At 71.9% G+C, this 23,189-nt stretch carries 24 protein-coding genes and 1 pseudogene; 15 read left to right on the top strand and 10 right to left on the bottom strand.

Annotated features, from left to right (window positions below):
• Nucleotides 1–5: 5 nt before the first annotated feature.
• The 7 genes from ACFWGZ_RS09470 to ACFWGZ_RS09500 all read left to right on the top strand — a co-directional run bounded on the left by ACFWGZ_RS09470 (nt 6) and on the right by ACFWGZ_RS09500 (nt 9,132).
• Nucleotides 6–1,340 (top strand): glutamine synthetase family protein, encoded by a 1,335-nt coding sequence (locus tag ACFWGZ_RS09470; protein WP_382451021.1) that lies wholly within the window; start codon nt 6–8, stop codon nt 1,338–1,340.
• Between the two features lie 10 nt (nt 1,341–1,350).
• Nucleotides 1,351–3,837, top strand: a complete 2,487-nt coding sequence (locus tag ACFWGZ_RS09475; RefSeq protein ID WP_382451022.1) for a DEAD/DEAH box helicase — start codon at nt 1,351–1,353, stop codon at nt 3,835–3,837.
• A gap of 472 nt (nt 3,838–4,309) precedes the next feature.
• Nucleotides 4,310–4,597: a hypothetical protein gene (locus ACFWGZ_RS09480; protein WP_382451023.1), complete on the top strand. Its 288-nt coding sequence runs from the start codon at nt 4,310–4,312 to the stop codon at nt 4,595–4,597.
• A gap of 318 nt (nt 4,598–4,915) precedes the next feature.
• On the top strand, nt 4,916–5,806 hold the full coding sequence (locus ACFWGZ_RS09485) for a LytR/AlgR family response regulator transcription factor (protein WP_382451024.1): 891 nt from the start codon (nt 4,916–4,918) through the stop codon (nt 5,804–5,806).
• Nucleotides 5,803–6,204, top strand: coding sequence for a hypothetical protein (locus ACFWGZ_RS09490; protein ID WP_382451025.1), 402 nt, complete (start codon nt 5,803–5,805; stop codon nt 6,202–6,204). Before ACFWGZ_RS09485 ends, ACFWGZ_RS09490 begins: the two co-directional genes overlap by 4 nt.
• Nucleotides 6,201–7,943: a cation acetate symporter gene (locus ACFWGZ_RS09495; protein ID WP_382451026.1), complete on the top strand. Its 1,743-nt coding sequence runs from the start codon at nt 6,201–6,203 to the stop codon at nt 7,941–7,943. Before ACFWGZ_RS09490 ends, ACFWGZ_RS09495 begins: the two co-directional genes overlap by 4 nt.
• 13 nt (nt 7,944–7,956) lie before the next feature.
• The gene (locus ACFWGZ_RS09500) at nt 7,957–9,132 is read left to right on the top strand and encodes a histidine kinase (RefSeq protein WP_382451027.1); all 1,176 of its coding nucleotides are present in this window, start codon (nt 7,957–7,959) and stop codon (nt 9,130–9,132) included.
• A gap of 81 nt (nt 9,133–9,213) precedes the next feature.
• On the opposite strand, the pseudogene ACFWGZ_RS09505 reads toward ACFWGZ_RS09500, so the two are convergent.
• Nucleotides 9,214–9,558, bottom strand: a pseudogene (locus ACFWGZ_RS09505) (transposase); the annotation flags it as partial.
• 683 nt (nt 9,559–10,241) lie between these two features.
• Between ACFWGZ_RS09505 and ACFWGZ_RS09510 the strand changes: the two are divergent.
• The 6 genes from ACFWGZ_RS09510 to ACFWGZ_RS09535 all read left to right on the top strand — a co-directional run bounded on the left by ACFWGZ_RS09510 (nt 10,242) and on the right by ACFWGZ_RS09535 (nt 16,473).
• On the top strand, nt 10,242–11,060 hold the full coding sequence (locus ACFWGZ_RS09510; protein ID WP_382451028.1) for a metallophosphoesterase family protein: 819 nt from the start codon (nt 10,242–10,244) through the stop codon (nt 11,058–11,060).
• A gap of 2 nt (nt 11,061–11,062) precedes the next feature.
• Nucleotides 11,063–11,701, top strand: a complete 639-nt coding sequence (locus ACFWGZ_RS09515) for a 4'-phosphopantetheinyl transferase (RefSeq protein ID WP_382451029.1) — start codon at nt 11,063–11,065, stop codon at nt 11,699–11,701.
• Nucleotides 11,702–11,787: 86 nt separating this feature from the next.
• A complete protein-coding gene (locus tag ACFWGZ_RS09520; protein WP_382451042.1) occupies nt 11,788–13,269 on the top strand; it encodes a glutamate--cysteine ligase in 1,482 nt (493 codons plus the stop codon).
• An 828-nt stretch (nt 13,270–14,097) separates the two neighbouring features.
• The gene (locus ACFWGZ_RS09525; RefSeq protein ID WP_382451030.1) at nt 14,098–15,114 is read left to right on the top strand and encodes a hypothetical protein; all 1,017 of its coding nucleotides are present in this window, start codon (nt 14,098–14,100) and stop codon (nt 15,112–15,114) included.
• The gene (locus tag ACFWGZ_RS09530) at nt 15,114–15,782 is read left to right on the top strand and encodes an NAD-dependent protein deacetylase of SIR2 family (RefSeq protein WP_382451031.1); all 669 of its coding nucleotides are present in this window, start codon (nt 15,114–15,116) and stop codon (nt 15,780–15,782) included. The genes ACFWGZ_RS09525 and ACFWGZ_RS09530 overlap by 1 nt, the downstream gene beginning before the upstream one ends.
• Nucleotides 15,775–16,473 (top strand): class I SAM-dependent methyltransferase, encoded by a 699-nt coding sequence (locus ACFWGZ_RS09535; RefSeq protein ID WP_382451032.1) that lies wholly within the window; start codon nt 15,775–15,777, stop codon nt 16,471–16,473. Before ACFWGZ_RS09530 ends, ACFWGZ_RS09535 begins: the two co-directional genes overlap by 8 nt.
• Here ACFWGZ_RS09535 and ACFWGZ_RS09540 read toward each other — a convergent pair.
• The 6 genes from ACFWGZ_RS09540 to ACFWGZ_RS09565 all read right to left on the bottom strand — a co-directional run bounded on the left by ACFWGZ_RS09540 (nt 16,466) and on the right by ACFWGZ_RS09565 (nt 20,107).
• Nucleotides 16,466–16,804 (bottom strand): hypothetical protein, encoded by a 339-nt coding sequence (locus ACFWGZ_RS09540; protein WP_382451033.1) that lies wholly within the window; start codon nt 16,802–16,804, stop codon nt 16,466–16,468. The two genes, ACFWGZ_RS09535 and ACFWGZ_RS09540, sit on opposite strands and share 8 nt — an antisense overlap.
• Nucleotides 16,805–16,815: 11 nt before the next feature.
• A complete protein-coding gene (locus tag ACFWGZ_RS09545; RefSeq protein WP_382451034.1) occupies nt 16,816–17,382 on the bottom strand; it encodes a TIGR03086 family metal-binding protein in 567 nt (188 codons plus the stop codon).
• Nucleotides 17,382–17,792, bottom strand: coding sequence for a hypothetical protein (locus tag ACFWGZ_RS09550; protein WP_382451035.1), 411 nt, complete (start codon nt 17,790–17,792; stop codon nt 17,382–17,384). Before ACFWGZ_RS09550 ends, ACFWGZ_RS09545 begins: the two co-directional genes overlap by 1 nt.
• Nucleotides 17,717–18,379, bottom strand: a complete 663-nt coding sequence (locus ACFWGZ_RS09555) for a DUF998 domain-containing protein (RefSeq protein WP_382451036.1) — start codon at nt 18,377–18,379, stop codon at nt 17,717–17,719. The genes ACFWGZ_RS09550 and ACFWGZ_RS09555 overlap by 76 nt, the downstream gene beginning before the upstream one ends.
• 108 nt (nt 18,380–18,487) lie before the next feature.
• Nucleotides 18,488–19,231: an SDR family oxidoreductase gene (locus tag ACFWGZ_RS09560; protein ID WP_382451037.1), complete on the bottom strand. Its 744-nt coding sequence runs from the start codon at nt 19,229–19,231 to the stop codon at nt 18,488–18,490.
• An 18-nt stretch (nt 19,232–19,249) separates the two neighbouring features.
• A complete protein-coding gene (locus ACFWGZ_RS09565) occupies nt 19,250–20,107 on the bottom strand; it encodes a LysR family transcriptional regulator ArgP (RefSeq protein WP_382451043.1) in 858 nt (285 codons plus the stop codon).
• Nucleotides 20,108–20,206: 99 nt separating this feature from the next.
• On the opposite strand from ACFWGZ_RS09565, the gene ACFWGZ_RS09570 reads away from it, so the two are divergent.
• Nucleotides 20,207–20,755, top strand: a complete 549-nt coding sequence (locus ACFWGZ_RS09570; RefSeq protein WP_382451044.1) for a LysE/ArgO family amino acid transporter — start codon at nt 20,207–20,209, stop codon at nt 20,753–20,755.
• A 15-nt stretch (nt 20,756–20,770) separates the two neighbouring features.
• Here ACFWGZ_RS09570 and idi read toward each other — a convergent pair whose 3' ends face one another.
• The gene (idi, locus tag ACFWGZ_RS09575) at nt 20,771–21,352 is read right to left on the bottom strand and encodes an isopentenyl-diphosphate Delta-isomerase (protein WP_382451045.1); all 582 of its coding nucleotides are present in this window, start codon (nt 21,350–21,352) and stop codon (nt 20,771–20,773) included.
• 113 nt (nt 21,353–21,465) lie between these two features.
• Between idi and ACFWGZ_RS09580 the strand changes: the two genes are divergently transcribed.
• Nucleotides 21,466–21,654, top strand: a complete 189-nt coding sequence (locus tag ACFWGZ_RS09580; RefSeq protein WP_382451038.1) for an MbtH family protein — start codon at nt 21,466–21,468, stop codon at nt 21,652–21,654.
• A 19-nt stretch (nt 21,655–21,673) separates the two neighbouring features.
• On the opposite strand, the gene ACFWGZ_RS09585 is transcribed toward ACFWGZ_RS09580, so the two are convergent.
• On the bottom strand, nt 21,674–22,657 hold the full coding sequence (locus ACFWGZ_RS09585; protein WP_382451039.1) for an alcohol dehydrogenase catalytic domain-containing protein: 984 nt from the start codon (nt 22,655–22,657) through the stop codon (nt 21,674–21,676).
• Between the two features lie 34 nt (nt 22,658–22,691).
• Nucleotides 22,692–23,117: a MarR family winged helix-turn-helix transcriptional regulator gene (locus ACFWGZ_RS09590; RefSeq protein WP_382451040.1), complete on the bottom strand. Its 426-nt coding sequence runs from the start codon at nt 23,115–23,117 to the stop codon at nt 22,692–22,694.
• Nucleotides 23,118–23,189: the final 72 nt, after the last annotated feature.

Raw genomic sequence — 23,189 nt, forward strand, 5'->3', positions numbered from 1 at the left:
AACAGGTGACACGGGAACTCGCGACGAGACTGGGCGAGGGCGGGATCGACGTGGTGCGCGTCGTCTTCCCCGACCTGCTCGGCACCGACCGCGGCCGTGACGTCCTCGTGGAGCATCTACCAGCGGTGATACAGCGCGGGCTGTCGTTCTGCCGCGCCGTCTACAGCACCACGCCCGGAGGGAAGACCACGGAGAACGGGGGTGTGCTCGACGCCGGGCTGCCCGACGTGACGGTGGTCCCCGACCTCGACACGCTGCTGCCGATCCCGTGGGAACCGGGTGTCGCGTGGTGCATCGGCGACGCCGTGAGCCCGTCCGACGAGAGACCCGTGGACGAATCGCCCCGGCAGGTGCTGCGCCGGGCGCTGGAGATGTTCGAGACCACCGGGCTGCAGCCGGTGATCGGTCCCGAGTTGGAATATTTTCTCTGCGAACCCGACGAAGATCGCCCGAACGGGTGGCGGCCCTACTGCGACGAGCCGGGGAACGTGTATGCGACGGGCCGCCGCGGCGATTCCGACGGTCATCTGCTGAGAACTCTTCGCACTCTCAGTTCCGCGGGCCTGCAGACCACCGGCGGCAACCACGAGTACGCGGGCGGGCAGTTCGAGATCAACCTCGTCCACTCCCCCGCGATGGACGCCGCCGACCGGGCGTTCCGCTTCAAGACGAGCGTGAAGGAACTGGCCAGGCGCGAGGGCCGGCTCGCCACGTTCATGGCCAAGCCCTTCAACGACGGCGGCGGCTCCGGCTTCCACCTGCACCTCTCGTGCCACGAGAAGGACGGCCGCAACGCGTTCCAGGCCGCGGGCACCTCGCACGGCCTGTCCGACGAGGCGCGCTGGGCCATCGGCGGCATCCTCCAGCACGCGCCGGCGCTGGCCGCGCTGCTCAACCCCACGGTCAACTCGTACAAGAGGTTCGGGCCGGACTCGCTCGCGCCGTGGCTGATCGACTGGGGCCTCGACAACCGCAGCGCGATGCTGCGCGTGCCGGCCGAGCGCGGCGAGACCACCCGCCTCGAGCTGCGGCTCGGGGACGCGAGCGCCAACCCCTACCTCGGCATCGCGGGCCTGATCGCGGCCACCTACCTGGGCATCCGCGACCGCATCGATCCGCCGCGGCCGTCCGCGGGCTACGGCTACGACCCGTCGAAGGCCCCGACGCTGCCCGCCACCCTGCCCGACGCGCTGGCCCACCTGGAGGAGGACACCGCGATGGTCGAGGTGCTGGGCAAGGACTTCGTGAGGTCCTATGTGGACTTCAAGTGGGAGGAGGTGGCCCGGTTCCAGCGGTACGTGACCGACTGGGAGTTCACCGAGTACGCGTACCACCTATAGTTCACCTGCGATGACTGCACTCACGGACCGGCTCACCTCGATCGCCGACGAAGACGAACTGTTCGACACCTTCTCCCACTGGGCCGCCGAACGCGGCCTCGCGCTGTACCCGGCGCAGGAGGAGGCGGTCATCGAACTCGTCTCCGGGGCCAACGTCATCCTCAGCACGCCGACCGGTTCGGGCAAGAGCCTGGTGGCCATCGGCGCCCACCTCGTCGCCATGGCCGGCAACCAGCGCAGCTTCTACACGGCGCCGATCAAGGCGCTGGTCTCGGAGAAGTTCTTCGCGCTGTGCGAGGTGTTCGGCCCGAAGAACGTCGGCATGATGACCGGCGACGCCTCGGTCAACGACCAGGCGCCCATCATCTGCTGCACGGCGGAGATCCTCGCGAACATCGCGCTGCGCGACGGGGCGGCCGCCGACGTCGGCCAGGTCGTGATGGACGAGTTCCACTTCTACAGCGAGCCCGACCGCGGCTGGGCGTGGCAGGTGCCGCTCGTCGAGCTGCCGCAGGCGCAGTTCCTGCTCATGTCGGCGACGCTCGGCGACGTCTCGTTCTTCGAGAAGGACCTGACCCGCCGCACCGGCCGCCCGACCGCGGTGGTCCGCTCGGCGCAGCGGCCGGTGCCGCTCAACTTCCAGTACGTCTCCACGCCGCTGCACGAGACGATCGAGGACCTGCTGCACGGCCGTGAGGCACCGATCTACGTCGTGCACTTCACCCAGGCCGCCGCGCTGGAGCGCGCGCAGTCGCTGATGAGCGTGAACGTCGCCTCGAAGCCGGAGAAGGAGGAGATCGCGGCGGCGATCGGCAACTTCCGGTTCTCCTCCGGCTTCGGCAAGACGCTGTCGCGGCTCGTGCGCCACGGCATCGGCGTGCACCACGCGGGCATGCTGCCCAAGTACCGCCGCCTGGTCGAGCAGCTCGCGCAGGCGGGCCTGATGAAGGTCATCTGCGGCACCGACACCCTCGGCGTCGGCATCAACGTGCCGATCCGCACGGTCGTCTTCACCGCGCTGTCGAAGTACGACGGCACGCGCACCCGGATCCTCAAGGCCCGCGAGTTCCACCAGATCGCGGGCCGCGCGGGCCGGGCGGGCTTCGACACCGTGGGCACCGTGGTCGTGCAGGCGCCCGAGCACGAGGTCGAGAACATCAAGGCGCTCGCGAAGGCGGGCGACGACCCGAAGAAGCGCCGCAAGGTCGTGCGCAAGAAGGCGCCGGACGGGTTCGTGTCGTGGAGCGAGTCGACGTTCGACCGCCTCGTCGGCGCCGAGCCGGAGCCGCTGACGTCGTCGTTCCAGGTCTCGCACGCGATGCTGCTGAACGTGATCGGCCGTCCCGGCGGTGGCGCGTTCGGGGCCATGCGGCACCTGCTCGAGGACAACCACGAGGACCGGTCCAAGCAGCTCAAGCACATCAAGCGCGCGCTCGCGATGTACCGGGCGCTGGTCGCGGCGGGCGTCGTGGAGCGCGACGGCGACGACTTCCGGCTGACCGTGGACCTGCAGTTCAACTTCGCGCTGAACCAGCCGCTGTCGCCGTTCGCGCTGGCCGCGATCGAGCTGCTCGACCGCGAGGCGCCGGGCTACGCCCTCGACGTGCTGTCGGTGATCGAGTCCACCCTCGACGACCCGCGGCAGATCCTGGGCGCGCAGGAGCACAAGGCGCGCGGCGAGGCGATCGGCGCGATGAAGGCCGACGGCATCGAGTACGACCAGCGCATGGAGCTGCTCGACGAGGTCACCTACCCCAAGCCGCTGCAGGAGCTGCTGGAGGCGGCGTTCCTCACCTACCGGCGGGGTCACCCGTGGGTCGGCGACTACGCGCTGTCCCCCAAGGGCGTCGTGCGCGACATGTACGAACGCGCGATGACGTTCACGGAGTACGTGTCGTTCTACGGCCTCGCCCGCTCCGAGGGCCTCGTCCTGCGCTACCTCGCCGACGCCTACAAGGCGCTGTCGCAGACGGTGCCGGAGGAGGCCAAGACCGAGGAGCTGCAGGACCTGATCTCGTGGCTGGGCGAGCTGGTCCGCCAGGTCGACTCGTCGCTGATCGACGAGTGGGAGAAGCTCACGAACCCGGACGGCGTCGTCGAGGAGGTCCGCGTCGACCTGCCGCCCGCCGTCACCCGCAACGTCCGCGCGTTCCGCGTGCTCGTCCGCAACGCGCTGTTCCGCCGCGTGGAGCTGGCCGCGAAGCGCGACTGGTACTCCCTGGGCGAGCTCGACCACGAGTCGGGCTGGACGGCCAAGGAGTGGATGGACGCCCTGGAGCCGTACTTCGAGGAGCACTCGGACATCGGCGCGGGCCCGAACGCGCGCGGCCCGGCGTTCCTCATCATCAACGTCGAGCCCGAGCGCTGGGTGTGCCGGCAGATCTTCGAGGACCCGGCCGGCGACAAGGACTGGGGCTTCAACGCCGAGGTCGACCTGGCGGCGTCGGACGAGGTGGGCGAGGCGGTCGTGACGATCACGGACGTCGGCCGGCTCTGACCCCACCGGGCGAGCCGGGCAGCGCGAGGTCGTTTCCGGCCTCGCGCTTTTTCGTGCCGCGACCGGTCCCGTGCAACCGAGGGCACAGTCGATCACTTCGGCGGCGGCCCGCCGGCGCACGATCGTAGAACCGTCCACCATTTCCTGCGGCACTCCCGCAAAAGAGTTAATTGGTTCACCGAGGACTTTGCGACCGGCTAACGCAATGCGGTGATTTCCTGCGACCCGCGACACACCGGTTCGGCCCAACACCCCGGCTCCACCTGGCCCATCTCACCGGCAGAACCGGTGCAGGACGGGCTGCGAGGGCTAAACGTCCTGTTGAGACGCAATGGAGTGCGATTGACCTTGTCCGCCGCAATGGGGCAACATCAGTGCGCTGGACCACCGTTGCCGAGATATGGTGTCGCCCAGTGGGGGAAATGTTCGCACTCGTCCTCACCCGCTGTCGCGGCACGACGGGAGGAATGAAGTGGACCCGGCACTGGACGCGCTGCGCGCCCGGCTGGCGGAGATCGTCGCGTCACCGCCGGACAACACCGACGACCTCGTCGACACGCTGAGCGGTCTCGCCAAGCTCTCGAACCAGTGGTCCGAAGCGATCCAGGCGTTGCGCGCTCCGACCCGCAGGCTGGTCGGGCCCGCCGCCGCCGCGTCCGTGAGCGTGGCCGCCCGCCGTGCCGAGGAGTCGTTCATCGAGCTGGAGATCACGCTCGGTGACGCGCTCGCGGCCGCGCCCCGCGCCGTCCGCCAGCCCTGACCCCTCCTCCGGCGCCCCGCGCAGCACACCCGATCGAGGGTGGTCACGCGGTTTGCGTCTGGCATTCGAGACACACCCGATCGGAGGGTTTCCGCACGTCCTCCCCCTGGCGGATGATTCGGCCCGCCGGTTTCGAGGGCGGGGAGGGGGTGCTCGGCTGTGCGCACGCGTGGCACACGCACCCCCGTGGCGGGTCACCCTCCGTGAGGGGGCATGATCGCGTATCCGACGCCCTCGGCTCACCGTGCGCGTGAGGCCGGACGTGGTCCGGCCGCCGCCACGTGAGGGTCGGCCGTACACAGTTTGGACTCGATCTCGATGACCTCTGGTCTGCCCTGCCCCGTCTGCGAGGGGCCGGATCGGCGTGGCAGCCTCGAGCGCTCCCTGCGGGTGCTCGCCGTCGACGACGAGGCACCCGCGCTGGAAGATCTCGTGTACCTGCTGCGTTCCGACCCGCGCATCGCGCACGTGGAGGCGGTCACCGACGCGACGAAGGCGCTGCGGGTGCTGCACCGGGCCATGGACGCCGGTCAGCCGCTGGACGCCGTGTTCCTCGACATCCGCATGCCCGGGCTCGACGGTCTCGACCTCGCCCGCGTGCTCTCCCGGTTCGCCCAGCCGCCGCCCATCGTGTTCGTGACGGCGCACCAGCAGCCCGCCGTGGAGGCGTTCGAGCTCAAGGCGCTCGACTACCTGCTCAAGCCGGTGCGCCAGGAGCGGCTCGCCGAGTCCGTGCACCGCATCGTGCACGAGGTGTGGGACTCGAAGACCGCCGCCGAACCGGCCGCTCCCCCGTCCGCGCAGCCCGCGGGCGGCACCCCGCCCGAGGTCGGTGACGAGGTCATCCCCGTCGAGCTCGGCGGCGTCACGCGCTTCATCCGCCTCGCCGACATCCGGTACGTGGAGGCGCACGGCGACTACGCCCGCCTGCACACCGCGACCGGCAGCGGCCTGGTGCGCGCGGCGTTGAACGGCCTGGAGGAGCGCTGGCGCAGCGCCGGGTTCGTGCGCATCCACCGCAGCCACCTGGTGTCGCTCGGGCACATCGACGAGATGCGCCTCGAGGACGGCCACCTCAGCGTCACGATCGGCGGCGCCGTGCTGCCGGTCAGCCGCCGCCACGCGCGGCACCTGCGGCAGCTGCTCGTGCGCCGCACCGGGCCCGGATCGTCCGGGGGCGCGCACCCGAGGAACGGGCTCGGGTCGTGACGACGCCACCACCCCACCGGCCGACGCCCAGGCCGGTCCAGCGCGTGGTGGTGACGAGCCCGCGCACGCGGGCGCCCCGGGCACGCCGCCCCTACCCCGCCACGCGCGAGATCAACGAGCAGAGCGAGCTCGGCGCCGTCTACATGCGCACGCTGATCCGGGCGCAGCGGCGGCTGGGCCTGTCCGTGTGCCTGGTGACGTGCGGTGCGCTCGGGCTGCTGCCGCTGCTGTTCGCGATCGAGCCGGAGCTCGGGAAGTTCCGGGTGCTCGGCCTCGGGCTGCCGTGGTTCCTGCTCTGCGTGGCGACGTGCCCGATGCTGCTGCTGGCCGGCTGGTTCTACGTGCGGCAGGCCGAGCGCAGCGAACGGGAGTTCGCGGAGCTGGTCGAACGTCCATGACGAGCGGGTACGCCGTCGTGGCGGTGGTGGTCGTCGTCCTGGACACGATCCTGGTCGGCGCCTACGGCCTGCGCGTCTCCCGCACGACGTCCGACTTCTACGTCGCCTCGCGCACGGTGTCGCCGTGGTGGAACGCTTCGGCGATCGGCGGCGAGTACCTGTCGGCGGCGTCGTTCGTCGGCATCGCGGGGCTGATCTTCGCCTACGGGCCGGACATGCTGTGGTTCCCGGTCGGCTACACGGCCGGGTACCTGGTGCTGCTGACGATGGTCGCGGCGCCCCTGCGGCGTTCCGGCGCCTACACGCTGCCGGACTTCGCCGAGGCGCGGTTCCGGTCGCGGACGGTGCGCGCGGTCGCGTCGGTCCTGGCGCTCGCGATCGGCTGGCTGTACCTGCTGCCGCAGCTCGAGGGCGCGGGCCTGACGCTGAACACCGTCACGGGCGCGCCGGACTGGGTGGGCGCGCTGATCGTCACCGCCGTCGTGACGGTGAACGTGATGTCCGGCGGGATGCGGTCGATCACGTTCGTGCAGGCCTTCCAGTACTGGCTCAAGCTCACCGCGATCACCGTGCCGATCGTGTTCCTGGTGGTCGTGTGGCAGGTGCACGGCGCGCAGTCGCTGACCGAGCCCGAGTACCCGGCGTTCCGGCAGGACACCGAGGTCGCGTTCCAGCGCCAGACCACGATCCACGCCGAGCAGCCGGTGCGGATCAGGGGCACGGGCGAGGTCGACGGCGTGCGCGTGCAGGACGGCAGCCTCACGCTGTCCGGGGGCTACCACCGCATCGGCCAGGGCTCGGAGTTCACGTTCCCCAAGGACGCGCCCGTCCCCCACCTGTCCACGATGGCCCACAACACCGACGAGACGTGGTCGCTGCCGATGTCGAGCGGCGCGGACTTCCCGTTGTACGGGGCCTACTCGCTCATCATCGCGACCTTCCTCGGCACGATGGGCCTGCCGCACGTGATCGTGCGCTTCTACACCAACCCGAACGGCACGGCCGCGCGCCGCACGACGTTGATCGTGCTGGGCCTGCTGTCGGTCTTCTACCTGATGCCGCCGATCTACGGCGCTCTCGGCCGCATCTACACGCCGGAGCTGCTGATGACCGGCCAGACCGACGCGGTGGTGCTGGTGCTGCCGGCCCGCGTGCTCGACGGCGTCGGCGGCCAGCTCCTCGGCGCGCTGGTGGCGGGCGGGGCGTTCGCGGCGTTCCTGTCGACGTCGTCGGGCCTCGTCGTGTCGCTGGCCGGGGTGCTGTCGCAGGACGTGCTGCGGCTGGGCGGCGTGCGCGGGTTCCGGATCTCGGCGGTGCTGGCCGGGCTCGTGCCGCTCGCGATGACGTTCGTGTCGACGGGCATGCCGGTCGCGGACATGGTCGGCCTGGCGTTCGCGGTGGCGGCGTCGTCGCTGTGCCCGTTGCTGCTGCTGGGCATCTGGTCGTCGAAGACGACGACCGTGGGCGCGGTGGCGGGCATGCTCGCGGGCGGCGTCCCCGCTCTGACCGCCGGTCTGGTGACGATGTTCACCGACACCGGCGACTCCTGGTACGAGGTGCTGCTCTCGCGTCCTGCCGCGTGGACGGTGCCGCTCGGCTTCACGGTGATGTACGTGGTCTCGCTGCTGACGCAACGGCACGTGCCGCCGGGAGTGCAACGCACGATGGTCAAGCTCCACGCCCCCGAGAACCTCGGGCTGGACGGCTCCGGTCCCTCGTCGGGCCACGAGCGAAGCTAGAAGGTGACGTGACGTGCAGGACTTCCTCACCGCGGCCGCGATCCTGATCGTGGGCGGCGCGGCCGTGCTCGTGCTGTGGCACGGCACGCGCAACCGGCAGTCGCTCTCGACCGAGGCCCAGCGCGTCACCTACGAGACGCTGCACACGGCCTGGTCGGCCGCCCCTCCGCTGCGCGCGGGCCTGGTCCCGGACGCGGCGAAGAAGTCCGCCCGCCACCTCCGCACCCTGCTGGACACCCCGGCGCTCGCGCTGACCGACGAGACGGAGGTCGTGGCCTGGGAGGGCGTCTCCGAGCACCACGCCGCCGAGGCGATGGCCCAGGCGGAGGACGTGTTCCTGACCGGCCGCACCCAGGCGTTCGACATCGGCTGCGCCGAGCCGAACTGCCCGATCAACTGCGCGGTGGTCGCCCCGCTGACCGTCGAGGGCCGGGTGGTCGGCACCCTGGCCGCCTACTCGCGGGAAGCCTCCGCGGGCCTGGTCCGCGCCACGAACCAGGTGGCCCGCTGGGCGGCGGGCCAGCTGGAGCTGGCCGAGCTCGACCGCTCCCGCACCCGCCTCGTCGAAGCCGAGGTGCGCGCCCTGCGGGCCCAGATCTCCCCGCACTTCATCTACAACTCGCTGTCCGCTATCGCCTCCTACGTCCGCACGAACCCGGAGCGCGCCCGCACCCTGCTGCTCGACTTCGCGGACTTCACCCGCTACTCCTTCCGCCGCCACGGCGACTTCACCACCCTGGCCGAGGAGCTCCGCTCGATCGACCAGTACCTGGCCCTGGAACGGGCCCGCTTCGGCGAACGCCTGAAGGTCACCCTCCAGGTCGCCCCGGAGGTCCTGCCGGTCACCGTCCCGTTCCTGTGCCTGCAACCGCTGGTCGAGAACGCGGTGCGCCACGGCATGGAGGGCAAGGTGGAACCGGGCCACATCCAGATCTACGCCAACGACGGCGGCGCCGAAGCCCACATCACGATCGAGGACGACGGCATCGGCATGGACCCCGACAAGCTCCGCCGCACGCTGGCCGGGCAGGTGGACGAGTCGGCGGGCATCGGCCTGGGCAACATCGACGAGCGGCTGCGCCGCGTCTACGGCGACGAGTACGGCCTGGTGGTCGAGACGGCGTGCGGGCTGGGCACGAAGATCACCGTGCGGGTGCCGAAGTACCAGGCGGGCATCAACGGCATGTGACCGCGCCCGGCACGACAAAGCCGGGGGCGCCCCCGGTTCGGGGGCGCCCCCGGCGCAGAACGGACGAGCTCAGCCGGCAGCCTTCGCCGCCCGCCGATCGGCCGCGTCGAGCACGGCCCTGATCCAGTCGAGCTCGTCGGTCCCGCAGGCCCCCTCGGCCGCGGCCCTGCGCAACCGCACCCACAGCCCCAGGTCGGTCCACTCCTGGAACCGCCGGTGCACGGTGGGCACGGTCACGCCGAACGAAGCGGGCAGGTGCCGCCAGGCACAGCCCGAGGAAAGGACGAACACGATCGCGGTGAACACCGACCGGTTGCACACGCGACCGCGGCCGCCGCCCTGACGGCGCACCTTGGCGGGTGGGATGAGCGGCTCGACCACGGCCCACAGGTTCGGGGACACGAGGCGGGCCGAGAGCTGGTCGATGACGTCGCCGCGGCCGCTGTCGGCCGGGTGCTCCGGCCAGGCCTGGGCGCGGGTCCAGGAGTCCTGCCGCGGGGCCGCGTCGGCGGGCCGGGAGTCCTGGCGGAGGGCCTCGGCGCGCTGGCGGGAGCGGAGCAGGGTGGCCAGGGCCGTGTCCTCGGCCGTGGTGCGGCGCTGCGGGACGGCGTAGCCCTGGTGCGGCTGGACGCCGCGGGCGATCTCGGCGCCGACGGTGCGGCGGAACGACGTGCCGGCGGCCAGGCGCGGATCGACCGGCTGGCCGTAGCGGACCGGGACCTGGCCCTGGCGCGGGGCCACCGGGCGTGGGGGCACCTGGCGGGGCGGGACCTGCCGCGCTAGCCGCGGGTCCGGGGTGCGTGCGTACTGCGATTCGGTCATCGTGTGGTCCTCCGCCAGGACTTTTCCGTCAGGTGACAGCGCTCACGGTAAGAACGCGGTCACTCGGCGGGTAAGTGGTCGAGCCGATCAAGGCGACGAACGGGCGTGCGGCGGCGATACGCGGCTCGCCCAGTTGAGACGAGTGGCGCACCGTCTGCGACGAACGGATAACCGGTCGTGGTACCCGCTACACGATCGAGTGACACCCGGTGCCCACCCAGTGGGCGCCCGGTGGTCACCGCCGGCGAGGCCCCCGCGAGCGTTGACGGTCGGGTTACCGTTCGGGGGTGAAGCTTTGGGCCACCAGCGACCTGCACGTCTCCTACCAGGACAACCACGACGTGGTGGCGGCGATCGAGGCACCGGACCCCGAGGACTGGCTGATCGTCGCCGGGGACATCGGGGAGAAGTTCGCCGCCGTCGAGTGGACTCTCGGGCAACTGCGCCCGCGGTTCGCGCGGGTGGTGTGGTCGCCCGGCAACCACGAGCTCTGGACCACCAAGGACGACCCCAACCAGGCCCGCGGCGAGATGCGCTACAAGCAGCTCGTGGAGCTGTGCCGCAGCCTCGACGTGCTCACGCCAGAGGACCCGTACGAGGTCTTCGAGGGCACCGGCGGACCGGTCACCGTCTGTCCGCTGTTCCTGGGCTACGACTACTCCTTCCGGCCACCGGGCGCCACGGACGTGGAGTCGGCCCTCGCCATCGCGCGGGAGGCGGGCGTCGTGTGCACCGACGAGTACTTCCTGCACCCGGACCCGTACCCGTCGCGCGAGGCGTGGTGCAAGGCGCGGGTCGAGGAGACCGCGGCGCGGCTCGCCGAGATCAGCGGGCCGACGGTGCTGATCAACCACTACCCGCTCGTGCGCGACCCCACGTTCGTGCTGCGCTACCCCGAGTTCGCGCTCTGGTGCGGCACCGAACTGACCGCCGACTGGCACACGCGGTTCAACGCGGTCGAGATGGTCTACGGCCACCTGCACATCCCCCGCACGACGCACCACGACGGCGTGCGCTTCGACGAGGTCTCGCTCGGCTACCCGCGCGAGTGGAAACCACGCGGCACCACCAGGGTGAAGCTGCACGACGTGCTGCGGGAGTCGTAGAGGTGCTGGAACAGCTTCTCCCCCCGCCGATCGCGGCGGTGGAGCGGTTCGACGACGAGCAGCCCGCCGACCTCTTCCCCGAGGAGGAGGCGCTGATCGTCAACGCGGTGCCGAAGCGCCGGGCGGAGTTCGGCTCGGCCCGCGCGTGCGCCCGTGACGCGCTGCGGACGCTCGGCATCGCGCCGGTCGCGATCCTGCCGGGCCCGAAGCGCGAACCGCGGTGGCCGGACGGCGTCGTCGGCAGCCTGACGCACTGCGCCGGCTACCGCGCCGCGGCCCTCGCGCTCAGCACCGACTTCCGGACCATCGGCATCGACGCCGAGCCGCACGCGCCCGCGCCCGAGGGCGTGCTGGAGGCGATCGCGCTCCCGGCGGAGATCGAGCGGATCCCCGTCCTGCGGGCCGAGGACCCGAAGATCTGCTGGGACCGGCTGCTGTTCAGCGCGAAGGAGTCGACCTACAAGGCCTGGTTCCCGGTCACGCGGCGGTGGCTGGGCTTCGAGGACGCCGACATCACGCTCCGCGCCGACGGCACGTTCCACTCGCGCGTCCTGCTGCCCGACACCCCGGTCGCGGGTTTCGACGGCCGCTGGCTGGTGCAGGGAGACGTGCTGGTCACCGCCATCGCGGTGCCCGCCTGACGCCCAGGCCGAAAGTCGAGGGTGTCAGGCTTGATCAACCGGGGTAAGGAGTGGTGGGCTTAACCCTCGACCGCCGGGAGGCCACCATGGGCGAGGACGTCGCGAAGCACGAGTTCACGCGCGAGGACCGCACGCGGTACCGCACCAAGGTGCGCCGGTGCCTCGACGTGTTCGCGCGCATGCTGCGGGAGGCGCGGTTCGACTTCGAGCGGCCGATGACTGGTCTCGAGATCGAGATCAACCTCATCGACGAGCACGGCGACCCCGCGATGAAGAACCACGAGGCGCTGAAGGTCATCGACGACCCCGACTTCGTGACCGAGCTGGGCCAGTGGAACATCGAGATCAACGTGGCCCCGCGCAGGCTCGCGGGCGGCGGGATCACCTCGTTCGAGGAGACCGTCCGCCGCAGCCTGAACTCCGCCGAGGAGAAGGCGCGCGAGGTCGGCGCCCACATGGTCGTCAACGGCATCCTGCCGACCCTGCGGTCCCGGCACATCTCGCCGCACCTGCTCTCGAGCAACCCGCGCTACGCGCTGCTCAACGAGCAGGTGCTGGCCGCGCGTGGCGAGGACCTGCAGATCTCCATCGACGGCGTGGAGCGACTGCACCTCACGTCGAGCTCGATCGTGCCCGAGGCGGCCTGCACCAGCACGCAGCTGCACCTGCAGGTGTCGCCGGAGCAGTTCCCCGCCTACTGGAACGCGGCGCAGGCCATCGCGGGCGTGCAGGTCGCGGTTGGCGCGAACTCGCCGTTCTTCCTCGGCAAGGAGCTGTGGCGCGAGACCCGCATCGCGCTGTTCCAGCAGGCCACCGACACCAGGGGCGACGAGCTCAAGGCCCAGGGCGTGCGGCCGCGCGTGTGGTTCGGCGAGCGGTGGATCAACTCGATCTTCGACCTGTTCGAGGAGAACGTCCGCTACTTCCCCGCGCTGCTGCCCATCACCGACGACGAGGACCCGCTCGCGGTGCTCGACAAGGGCGACACGCCCTCGCTGAGCGAGCTCAAGCTGCACAACGGCACCATCTACCGCTGGAACCGCCCGGTCTACGACGTGGTGCGGGACAAGCCGCACCTGCGCGTCGAGAACCGCGTGCTGCCCGCGGGCCCGACCATCGTCGACACCCTGGCCAACGCCGCGCTGTACTTCGGCCTGGTGCGAGCGCTGGCGGAGGACGAGCGTCCACTGTGGTCGCAGATGAGCTTCCAGGCCGCCGAGGAGAACTTCAACGCGGCCTCCCGCAACGGCATGGACGCGCAGATGTACTGGCCCGGCGTGGGCACCGTGCCCGTGGTGGAACTGGTGCTGCGGCGACTCCTCCCTCTCGCGCACGAGGGGTTGATCCGGTGGGGCGTCGACTCGGCCGAGCGCGACCGCCTGCTCGGGGTGATCGAGCAGCGGTGCCTGTCCGGCGTGAACGGCGCGACCTGGCAGGCGCGCGAGTTCCACCGGCACTACGACCACTCGCACCTGGACCGGGCCGACGCGCTCCGCACGATGCTGCGGACGTACGTGGACCTGATGCACGCCAACGAGCCCGTGCACACGTGGCCGGTCACCGGGTGAGTGGGTGATCTCGCCGGTCGGCTGAGACGGGTCCCGGTCGCGGTGAGGCGCGGCCGGGGGGTGGAGCGGTGGTCGGGGCCGCGGTGAGGCGGCCAGGGGTGGAGTGGGTTGTCGGGGCCGCGGCGAGGCGACCAGGGCGGAAGTGGGTCGTCGGGGCCGCGGTGAGGCGGCCGGGGCGGAAGTGAGTTGTCGGGGCCGCGGCGAGGCAGCCGGGGCCGGAGCGGGTTGTCAGGGTCGCGGCGAGGCGGCCGGGGCGGAAGTGGGCTGTCGGGGCCGCGGCGAGACGACCAGGGCCGGAGCGAGTCGTCGGGGTCGCGGCGAGGCGGCCAGGGGTGAAGTGGGTCGTCGGGGCCGGAGCGGGTCGCCCGGTCCGAGCGGCAAAACCGGCCGGGCACGGGCGCGCGTGACCGGCCCAGGGGCGGGCTCGGCTGGGTGCGGCGGACTCGACCGATGCGGCGCGTTCGGCTGGTGCGGCGCGTTCGGCTGGTGCGGCGCGGTTCGGGCGGTGGTGAGCGCAAGCCACCCGTGTTCCCGGAACAGCCACGATCCGCGTCGTACCCGACAAGCAGCACGTCGTACCCGACAACAGCAAGTCGGACCGGCAGCGACAGGCCGGGACCAGAGCGGCCCGGCGGATCAAGGGCGGCGAGCGCTCCCGCGTCTGGAGCACCCGGACCACCGACAGCAACCACCATAGCGGCCGGCACCGACAGAAAACGGCGACCGCCCCTCCGGAGTCCCGGCCGCGAGCGGCTCAGCCGCGGAACAGCTCCGCACCGGCAAATTGAGGCGACCCGGCCGACTCCGGTGGGGCATCCTCGAAGCCTGATGCCATCCACAGTCACCAAGACACCAGCACAGCTGCCGGAGGTGCTGCTGCACGTCGCCGTCGGCCGGTTCGTGTCGCACCACCCGCTGCTGGGCGCGCTGGCGGCGACGATGACGGTCGTGGCGGACGCGGAACTGGCGCGGGGCTGGGACATCTCGATCGTGGCGGTGTCCGCGGAGGCGGCCGAGATCTACGTGAACCCGGTGGCGGGCCTCACGACACCGCAGTGGCGCTTCGTGCTCGCCCACGAGATGCTGCACGCCGCGCTGCGCCACGGCGACCGGGCGGGCGGGCGCGACCCCCACCTGTGGAACATCGCCGCCTACTTCGTGGTCAACGACTGGCTGGTCGAGATGGGCGTCGGGTCCCCTCCCCCTGGCGTGCTGCACGACCCCGAGCTGCGCGGACTGTCCGCGGAGTCCGTCTACGACCGGATCGCGGTGGACCTGCGCCGCCACCGCGGGCTGCTCACGTTGCGCGGCAGGCAGGGCGACCTGCTCGGCGCACCGCTGCGCGGCCCGGCCGGCGTCGCGGACCTCGACGCGTTCTACCGGCGTGCCCTGCTCACCCGCCTGGGCCACCACACGGTGTCGCGCTGCCTGCTGCCCGCGGGGCTGGTCGAGGAGATCCGCGCGCTGGAGCACCCGCCGCTGCCGTGGGACGCCCGGCTGGCGCGGTGGTTCGAGGAGTTCGTCCCCGCCGCCGAGAGGAGGCGTTCCCACGCGCGGGCATCACGGCGCCAGGCGTCCACTCCGGACATCCCGCGGCCGGGCTGGGTGCGGCCGGAGTCGCGGGAGGCGCGGCCGGCGTTCGGGGTCGTGCTCGACACGTCCGGCTCGATGGACCCGAGGCTGCTGGGCAAGGCGTTGGGCGCCATCGCCTCCTCCGGCCCGGTCCTGGTGATCACCGACGGCGGCTGCGACGTGCTGCGGGTCCGGCGCGAGCACGCGTTCCTGATCCCGGCGGGCGCCCACCTGCCGTTCCGCCCCCGCGGCCCGGTCTTCCGGATGTCCTGATGGAGATCGCCTGCGACGAGTCGGGGTCCGAGGGCGAGAAGCTCGTCGGCGGCGTCACCGCGGTCTTCGCGCACGCCGGCGTCCGCGTCACGCACGAGGAGGCGTCGGACTGCGTCGGGACGCTGCGCGAGATGATCAAGTCGCCGGCGCTCGAGTACAAGGCGAACCACCTGCTGCGCCAGAAGAACCGGTGGGTGCTGCTGTGGTTCCTCGGCCCGGACGGGCCGCTGGCGGGCAGGGCGCGCGTGCAGCTCGTGGACAAGCGGCGGTTCCTGGCCGCACGGGTGCGCGCCGAGTTCGGCGCGGTGAGCGGGCCGCTGGAGCTCTACAACGACCTCCTGCGCGCACGGGGCCCGCGCGGCGCGCTCGACCCGTTGTTCCCGGCGATCCTGCGGGCCGTGGCGCAGTGGCAGGGGCCCGTGTCGATCGTGCACGACCAGCAGTTGTCGCTGACCGAGGGGCGCATCCGGCAGCTGAGGAAGATCGCCCCGCGGCTGCGGAGCCTGACTCTGGTTGACTCTCAGTACGACGCACGCGTGCAGGTGGCCGATTTCCTGGCAGGAATCGCGCGGCGGGTCGCGGAAGAAGAACTCAACGGACGACCTGACCGCGAGGTGATCGAGTTGCTGATGCCGTTCGTCGTCGGACCTGGGATGTGGAATGCCTGATGCGCTGTTCGCCGACCCCCGTCTCGCCCGGCTCTACGACGCCTTCGACGGGCCGCGGGACGACCTGGCGCTGTACCTGGGAGTCGCGGCCGAACTAGGGGCGCGTTCCGTGCTCGACGTCGGGTGCGGCACCGGGTGCCTCGCCACGCTGCTGGCGGACGCGGGGCACGCGGTCGTCGGCGTCGACCCGGCACTGGCGTCGCTGGAGATCGCGCGGGCCAAGGACTCCCGCGTCACGTGGATCCACGGCGACGCGACGACGTTGCCCGCCCTGCAAGCCGATCTCGCGACGATGACCGGCAACGTCGCGCAGGTGTTCCTCGGCGACGACTGGGAGGCGACCCTGCGGGGCGTGCACGCCGCGCTGCGCCCCGGCGGTCACCTCGTGTTCGAGACGCGGCGACCGGAGCGGCGGGCCTGGGAGGACTGGTCGCGGGTGCGGCCGCGGGTGCGCGGCGGGGTGCGTGAACAGCTCGAGCTGCTCACCGTCAGCCTGCCGTTCGTCTCGTTGCGGCACACCTACACGTTCCCGGACGGTTCGCTGATCGCGTCGGACTCGACGTTGCGGTTCCGCTCGCGCCCCGAGGTCGAGAAGAGCCTCACGCGGTGCGGGTTCGAGGTCGTGGACGTCCGCGACGCACCGGACCGGCCGGGCCGCGAGTTCGTGTTCGTGGCGCGGCGGGTCAGCTGACGAACGCGGGTTGCTTCCAGGCGTGGACGAGCCACGGCAGCACCTGCGGCAGCCGGTCGGCCACGATGTCGTGCAGCACCAGCACCATCCGCCCGGACCGCGCGGGGCCGGCGTCGAGCCACACGACGTGCATCAGCACGCCGGCCTGCAGGTCGAGCCCCGCCTCCGCCTCCGCGAGGGCGGCGGGGGTGGCGGCGGCGGGGTCGGAGACCTCGTGGTGGGCGAACCCGGACCGGCACAGCTCGGGATGCAGTTCCACCAGGGACTCCATCGCGGCCGCCAGGCGGCCCACGCCCAGCCCTGCCCGGACCTGCACTGTAATCGCTCTCACATTAGGAGAGGCTAACCTATTCTCCAGTGCGGGTCACGCCCGCTGAGGCCCAGGACACGGTCGAGCAGAGGCGCGTTCGAGTCGACCTCCACCACCGCCCCGAACAGCGAGCCGTCGCGGTCGTCCGGCCCGATCGACGACACGAAGCCGTGGACGACCTGGAGCAGGTCCGCGTCGACCGCGAAGTCCTGGCCGGTCGCGCGGGCGAGGTCCCAGCCGTGCAGGACGATCTCGTCGAGCGCCACCGCCGCCGCGACCTCTCCGGGCAGGTCGACGCCGCCCGCCGCCGTCATGCCCTCCCAGGCCTGCGGCGAGCGCCACGCCTGCACGAGCTCGTCCAGCCGCCGCGGGACAGACTCGCGGAAGTCGAGCGGCAACCGCGCCGCGTCGCCCGTGCCGCTGCCGGTCACCGGGGTTTTGCGCGCCGCCATGGTGAACGCGTGCGTCAGGCCGTTCACGTGGTCGAGCAGGTCGGCGACCGCGTAGCCGGGGCAGGGCGTCGGCGCTTTGAGGTCGCCGTCCCCCACGTTGCGCACCACCTCCGCCAGCCGCACGGCCGCGGGCTCCAGGTCGAACATCAGTAGCCGTCCCCTCCCCAGAACTGCTCCTCGAGCGTGTCCGCCGTGCCGGCGAGCAGCTGGAGCGGGTCGGTGAACTCGTGGATGTCCAGGTCGGCCAGCGGCAGCGAGTGCCGCACGACGACGTGCTCCCCCATGATCGCGAGACCGCACGCGACGGTGGAGTTGCCGACCTCCTCGAGCACCGCGCGGAGGTCGACCTGCGAGGCCAGCCCGCACGGGGAGGCGATCTGCACCCACTCGTGCATCTTGTCGAGCACTTCCCTGACGATGATCACGACCTGCGTGCGGTCGTCGTCGCCCTCGTCCTCGTCCCCGAAGGTGAAGAGGATCCTCAGCTCTTCGCCGTCGTCGTGGATGACGTCGTACTCGGCGCGGACGTAATCCGCGAGGTCTCCCCAACTCGCCATGGCGCAACCCTACTGGCCGCGACGGCCCAGAGCCCGGTGACGAGCACGGCGCCGACCTCGGCGATGAGCAAGATCCTCTCGATGTAGCCCAACGGGAACACGCGCCACCACCGAACGTCGGACACCATCCCCATCGCAATGGCGTACAAGATCGGCATGAATGCGACAACGCTCAACAATCCGGATGCCATCGTCCACCTGGCGTGTCGTCCCCACACGGCGTGCCGCAGCCACGGCCGGGCGAGCAGGATGATCGCGATCGGCAGGCTGACGAACGCGAGCATGCTGCCGAACCGGTGGATGCTGCCGCTGAGCTCGTTGGTGCCCATCGCCCAGTTCGTCTTCGGGAACACCACCACGAGCAGCAGGCCTGCCGACCACAGGACGAGCGCGACCGCGCCCGGTGCCCGCCAGCGGGACAGCCCCCGGTGCACGAGCGCCAGCAGGATCGCGAGCGACCCGAACGCGAGGAGCAGCACGGCGACGTCGAAGACCGGCCGGTAGTCGCCCAGCGCGTACTCGCTGATCGTGCGGCGCAGCGACCCGACGGTGAGGTCGAGCAGCCCGACCATGGCCACCGTGACCACGACGGCGAGTGAACCGCCGACGGCGGCAAGTCGAGGAATCAGCACACAACGGACAACGCCCGGACGAACCCGGCGGGTTCCTGCATTCAGGGAACCGACAGGAAGCCCTCAGCCGAGCACGCTGCCGCAGGTGATGTTGACCTGCGCTCCCGTGATCGTGCGGCCCCAGTCCGACGCCGCGAAGAGCGCCGCCCTGCCGACGTCCTCGAGCGTCGCCACCCGTGCGAGCGGCGAGCGGCGGAGCATGTCCGGTTCGACCTGGCCGCGGAAGTCCTCCGGCACCGACTCGGGCACGCCCGCGGTCTGCAGGGTGACCACGCGGACGCCGTGCGGGCCGAGCTCCACCGCGAGCTGGCGGCGCATCGACTCCACCGCGTCGAACGCCGCGAGCAGCCCGCCGAGCCGCCACTCGCGGTGCGCGGAGGCGTCGCCGGTGCCGCCGAAGAACAGGATGACGCCGGACTTCTGCCGCGTCATGTGCCGGGCCGCCGCCCTGGCGGTGAGGAACTTCGACCGCACGGCCGAGACGACGGGGCTGAGGTAGTCCTGCACGCTCATCTCGACCATCGGTGTGCCCTGGACGTCGTTGTCGGTCGTGACGTTGACCGAGATGTCGAGGCGGTCGAACGTGGCGGCGTGCTCGTCCACCGCCCGTTCGTCGAGCGCGTCGACCACGGCGTACTGGGCGCCGAGCTGCCCGGCCCTGGCCCGGAGCGTGGCCTCGGTCCGTCCCGCGAGGTGCACCTCGGCCCCGGCCTGCGCGAACGCCGCGGCGATGGCGCCGCCGATGCTGCCCGCACCGCCGTAGATGACTGCGACCCTGCCGTTGAGATCCAGCTCTCGTCCGGTCATGGCCGAAGACGATAACTCCTATTCGAGCGATTCCGCCGCCTCGGCCGCCACCGCCGCGGACACGGCGCTGAGCGCCGGCGAGTCGAGCTTCCACCGCTGCCAGTAGAGCGGCACGGACACCGACCGGCCCGGCGCGAGGTCGACCAGCCCCTCCTGCACCTGCTGCGGCGGCACCATCCCCCAGCCCAGGCCCGCGGCGACCGCCCGCACGTACACCTCCGACGACGGCACGTAGTGGCGGTGGTCGGACGCGCCGCGGCCGCGGGTCAGCGTGCGCACGAACCGGTCCTGCAGGTCGTCGTTGCGGTCGAACACCACGACCGGGGCCTGCGGCAGCCACGACTTCAGCTCGCCGTTGGCGTGGCGCCGCACGAAGGACTCCGACGCCATCGCGGCGTAGCGGATGTGGCCGAGCTTGCGCACCTCGCAGCCCGCCACCGGTTCCCCGGACGACGTCACCGCGGCCATCACCAGGCCCTGGCGCAGCAACGCCGTCGTGTGGTCCTGGTCCTCGCGGTGGAGGTCGAACGAGATCCGCGGCTCCGCCGGAACCCGTTGCAGCGCCGGGAGGAACCAGGTGGCGAGCGAGTCGGCGTTCACCGCGATCGGCACCCGCACGACGGCCGTCTCGCCGAGGGCCGCGTCGAGGTCCTGGTCCAGGGCGAGCAGTTGCCGGCCGTAGCGGACCAGCACCTCGCCCGACGGCGTCAGGCGCACCGGGCGGGCGCGCACCAGCAGCACGCGGCCGGTGCGCTGTTCGAGCGCCTTGATGCGTTGCGAGACAGCGGAAGGCGTGACGTGCAGCACCGCGGCCGCCGCGTCGAACGTGCCCGCGTCGACGACCGCGAGCAGCGTGCGCACCAGGTCCAGGTCCATCACGGGCGCTAATGCTACGTAAAAATCTTTAGCTGGTCTCACCACAAGCGCGTCACTACCGTCGGCGAGGTGACTGACCTGCTCCTCGGCTTCGGCACCATGATGACCCTCATCGTCGCGATCGGCGCGCAGAACGCTTTCGTGCTGCGCCAAGGACTCCGGCGCCAGGCAGTGGCGAAGGTCGTCGCGGTGTGCGCGATCTCGGACGCGATCCTGGTCGCGGTGGGCGTCGCCGGGTTCGGCGCGATCGTGCAGAGGTGGCCCGCGGTGATCACCGCCGCCGCGCTCGCCGGCGGGGTCTTCCTGCTGGGCTACGGCTTTCTCGCGGCGCGGAGGGCGATGCGGCCCTCCGCGCTGACCGGCTCCGGCGAGGCGTCGGGACGGCCCGTGCTGACGGCGCTCGCGCTGACGTGGCTCAACCCGCACGTCTACCTCGACACCCTGCTGCTGCTCGGCTCGATCGCCGCGGGCCGGTGGCTCTTCGGGATCGGCGCGGTCACGGCGAGCGTCACGTGGTTCGTCGCGCTGGGCTTCGGCGCCCGGCTGCTCAGCCCGCTGTTCGCGAAGCCCCGCGCGTGGCGGGTGCTGGACGGCGTGATCGCCGCCGTGATGACCGGTCTCGGGATCGCGCTGATCGCCGGGTCGTGACGCGGGAGCGGTGGCTCACCGCAGCGGTGACGACGCCGCCGGTGGCAGACCGGCCCGGTCCGCCACCGGCCACGCCAGCGGGTCGGGACCGAGCTCCACGAGCTCGGCGACCTGGAGCCTCGACCACGGCGAGATCTCGCGCGTGCCGTCGAGGACGTCGGACGCGAACTTGGCCCACGCCACCCGTTCGGTGGAATCGACCTCGTCCGGGTTGGGCGCGGGGTCGTCGTCGGTGAGGACCCGGAACACCGGGCACATCTCGTTCTCGACGATCCCGTCCATCTCGGCGCGGTAGCGGAAAGCGGGCAGCAGCAGCTCGGGAGCCTGGACCGTCATGCCGAGCTCGTCCCGCAGCCGGCGCACCACGGCCTCCGCGACGTCCTCGCCGGGGGCCGGGTGGCCGCAGCAGGTGTTCGTCCACAGACCGGGGAAGGTCTTCTTGTGCAGCGCGCGGCGGGTGAGCACCGTGTTGCCGGCGGAGTCGAAGACGTAGCTGGAAAACGCGAGGTGCAGCGGGGTGTCCGCGTGGTGCACCACGGCCTTGTCCTCGACGCCGATGGCCGAACCGTCCTCGGCCAGGAGGACCACCTGTTCCACAGTCACGCCCACACGTAATCACACGCGGCCGAAGATCGGGAACCAGGCGTCCGGGTGAGGGGCTCGAGCGCGGGGCTAGCCGGACCACAGGTGGCGCAGGTCACCCTGGGGTCATGACGTCCCCGTTCGCTCAGGCGCACACCATGTTCCTGGTGCTGGTCAGCCCAACGGGCCAGTACTCGATCTGGCCGGCGGTGCTGCAGGTGCCCGCCGGCTGGCAGGTCGTCCACGGAGTCGCCTGCAGGCAGTCCTGCCAGGACTACGTCGACGCACGGCGGTCGCACCTGCCCGCAGCGGCGTGAGGCCTGGTGCCGTGACCCGTCACGGCACCAGGACCAGCTTGCCCTCGACCTCGCGGTTCTCCAGCCGGCGGTGCGCTTCGGCCGCCTGCTCCAGCGGCAGGGTGACCACCTCGGGCTCGATGACCCCGGCCACCAGCCGCTCGACCAGTGCCGCCACGTCGGCCCGGAACCCGGCCGGGTCCCCGTCGACCGCGCGCGCCACGGTGTGCACGACCACCCGCGGCCCCGGTGTGAGCTTCGCCCGCAGCAGGGCACCGACGGTGCGCGCCATCGCGCCGGCCCGGGAGTGGCCCGCTCCGGTGGCGAAGCTGAACCCGTACGACACGACCACCCCGGACGGTTTCGTGGCGCGCCGGGAGCGCACCAGCGAAGGGCCGCCCACCGGGTCGAACGTGGCCGCGACCGGCACGGGCACGGAGGCCTGGTCCGCGACCCAGATGGCGCCGCCCGCCTCGACCCGGCCACGCCGGCCGGGACTCGAGGTGCCGTAGACGGCGACCCCCGCCGCCCTGGCGATCTGCGTCAGCGCCGACCCCACGCCGCCGGCCGCCCCGAGCACCAGCACGGCGTCACCGGGCGCCGGCCTGGCCACCCGGTGCACCATCTGCCAGGCCGTGAGGTAGTTGAGCACCAGCGCGTCGAGCTGCGCGGCGGGAGGACCCTCGGGCAGCGGGACGGTCCGCGCCGCCGGTGCCAGCACGTGGGTCGCGTACCCGCCGTCGCCGACGAGGGCGCCGACGCGCTGACCGGGGGTGAACTCCGCGACGCCCGCGCCGACCCGCATGACGTGCCCGACGACGTCGAAGCCCTGGACCTCCGGGAGGGCGCCGGGCGTGAGACCCCGGCGGGTCGTGACGTCGTGGAACGCCACCCCCGCGGCCTCCATCGTGATCAGGACCTGGCCCGGCCCCGGTTCGGGCACCGGTACGGCCTCGACCCGGAGCACCTCCGGTCCTCCCGTGGAGGTCAGCCGCACCCGTCGCGCACCCGCTGCTGTGGTCATGCCCGAAAGATACATGAGAAACTCAAGGAGTTGGTCAGCGGTCTTCGGCGAGCGCCTTCGCGAGCAGGGAGTGCAGGAGCCGCTGCTCCTCGGCGCCGAGGCCGACGAACGGCGAGTGCCGGGCGACGACGGCGAGCAGCCGCTCGCGCACCTCCCGGCCCTCGCCGGTGAGCACCAGCGTCCGGACGCGCCCGTCACGCGGGTGCGGGCGGCGCTCGGCGAGCCCGCGCTCCTCGAGCTGCGCGCTGAGCAGGCTGATGTTGGAGGGGTCGCACCGCAGGAGGCCGGCGAGCTTGCGCAGCGGCTGCGGCTCGGCGTCCGGGTCGAGGACCCACACCAGGTTCGCCGTCGGGCCGGTGAGCTCCAGCCGCTCCAGCCCGTCGCGCATCCGGCCGGCGACCTCCCCGGCCAGCGCCGTGACCTGGTACAGCAACGAAGCCGCGAGCTCATCGACCGCCATGAGCCGAGCTTAACCGGAGGAGTTCCTGGAGTTTCTCCACGAACGACGGGAGGCCGGGAGGGGGTTCCGCCC

Origin of the sequence: Lentzea sp. NPDC060358, assembly GCF_042725365.1 — a bacterium.
GTDB lineage: Bacteria > Actinomycetota > Actinomycetes > Mycobacteriales > Pseudonocardiaceae > Lentzea.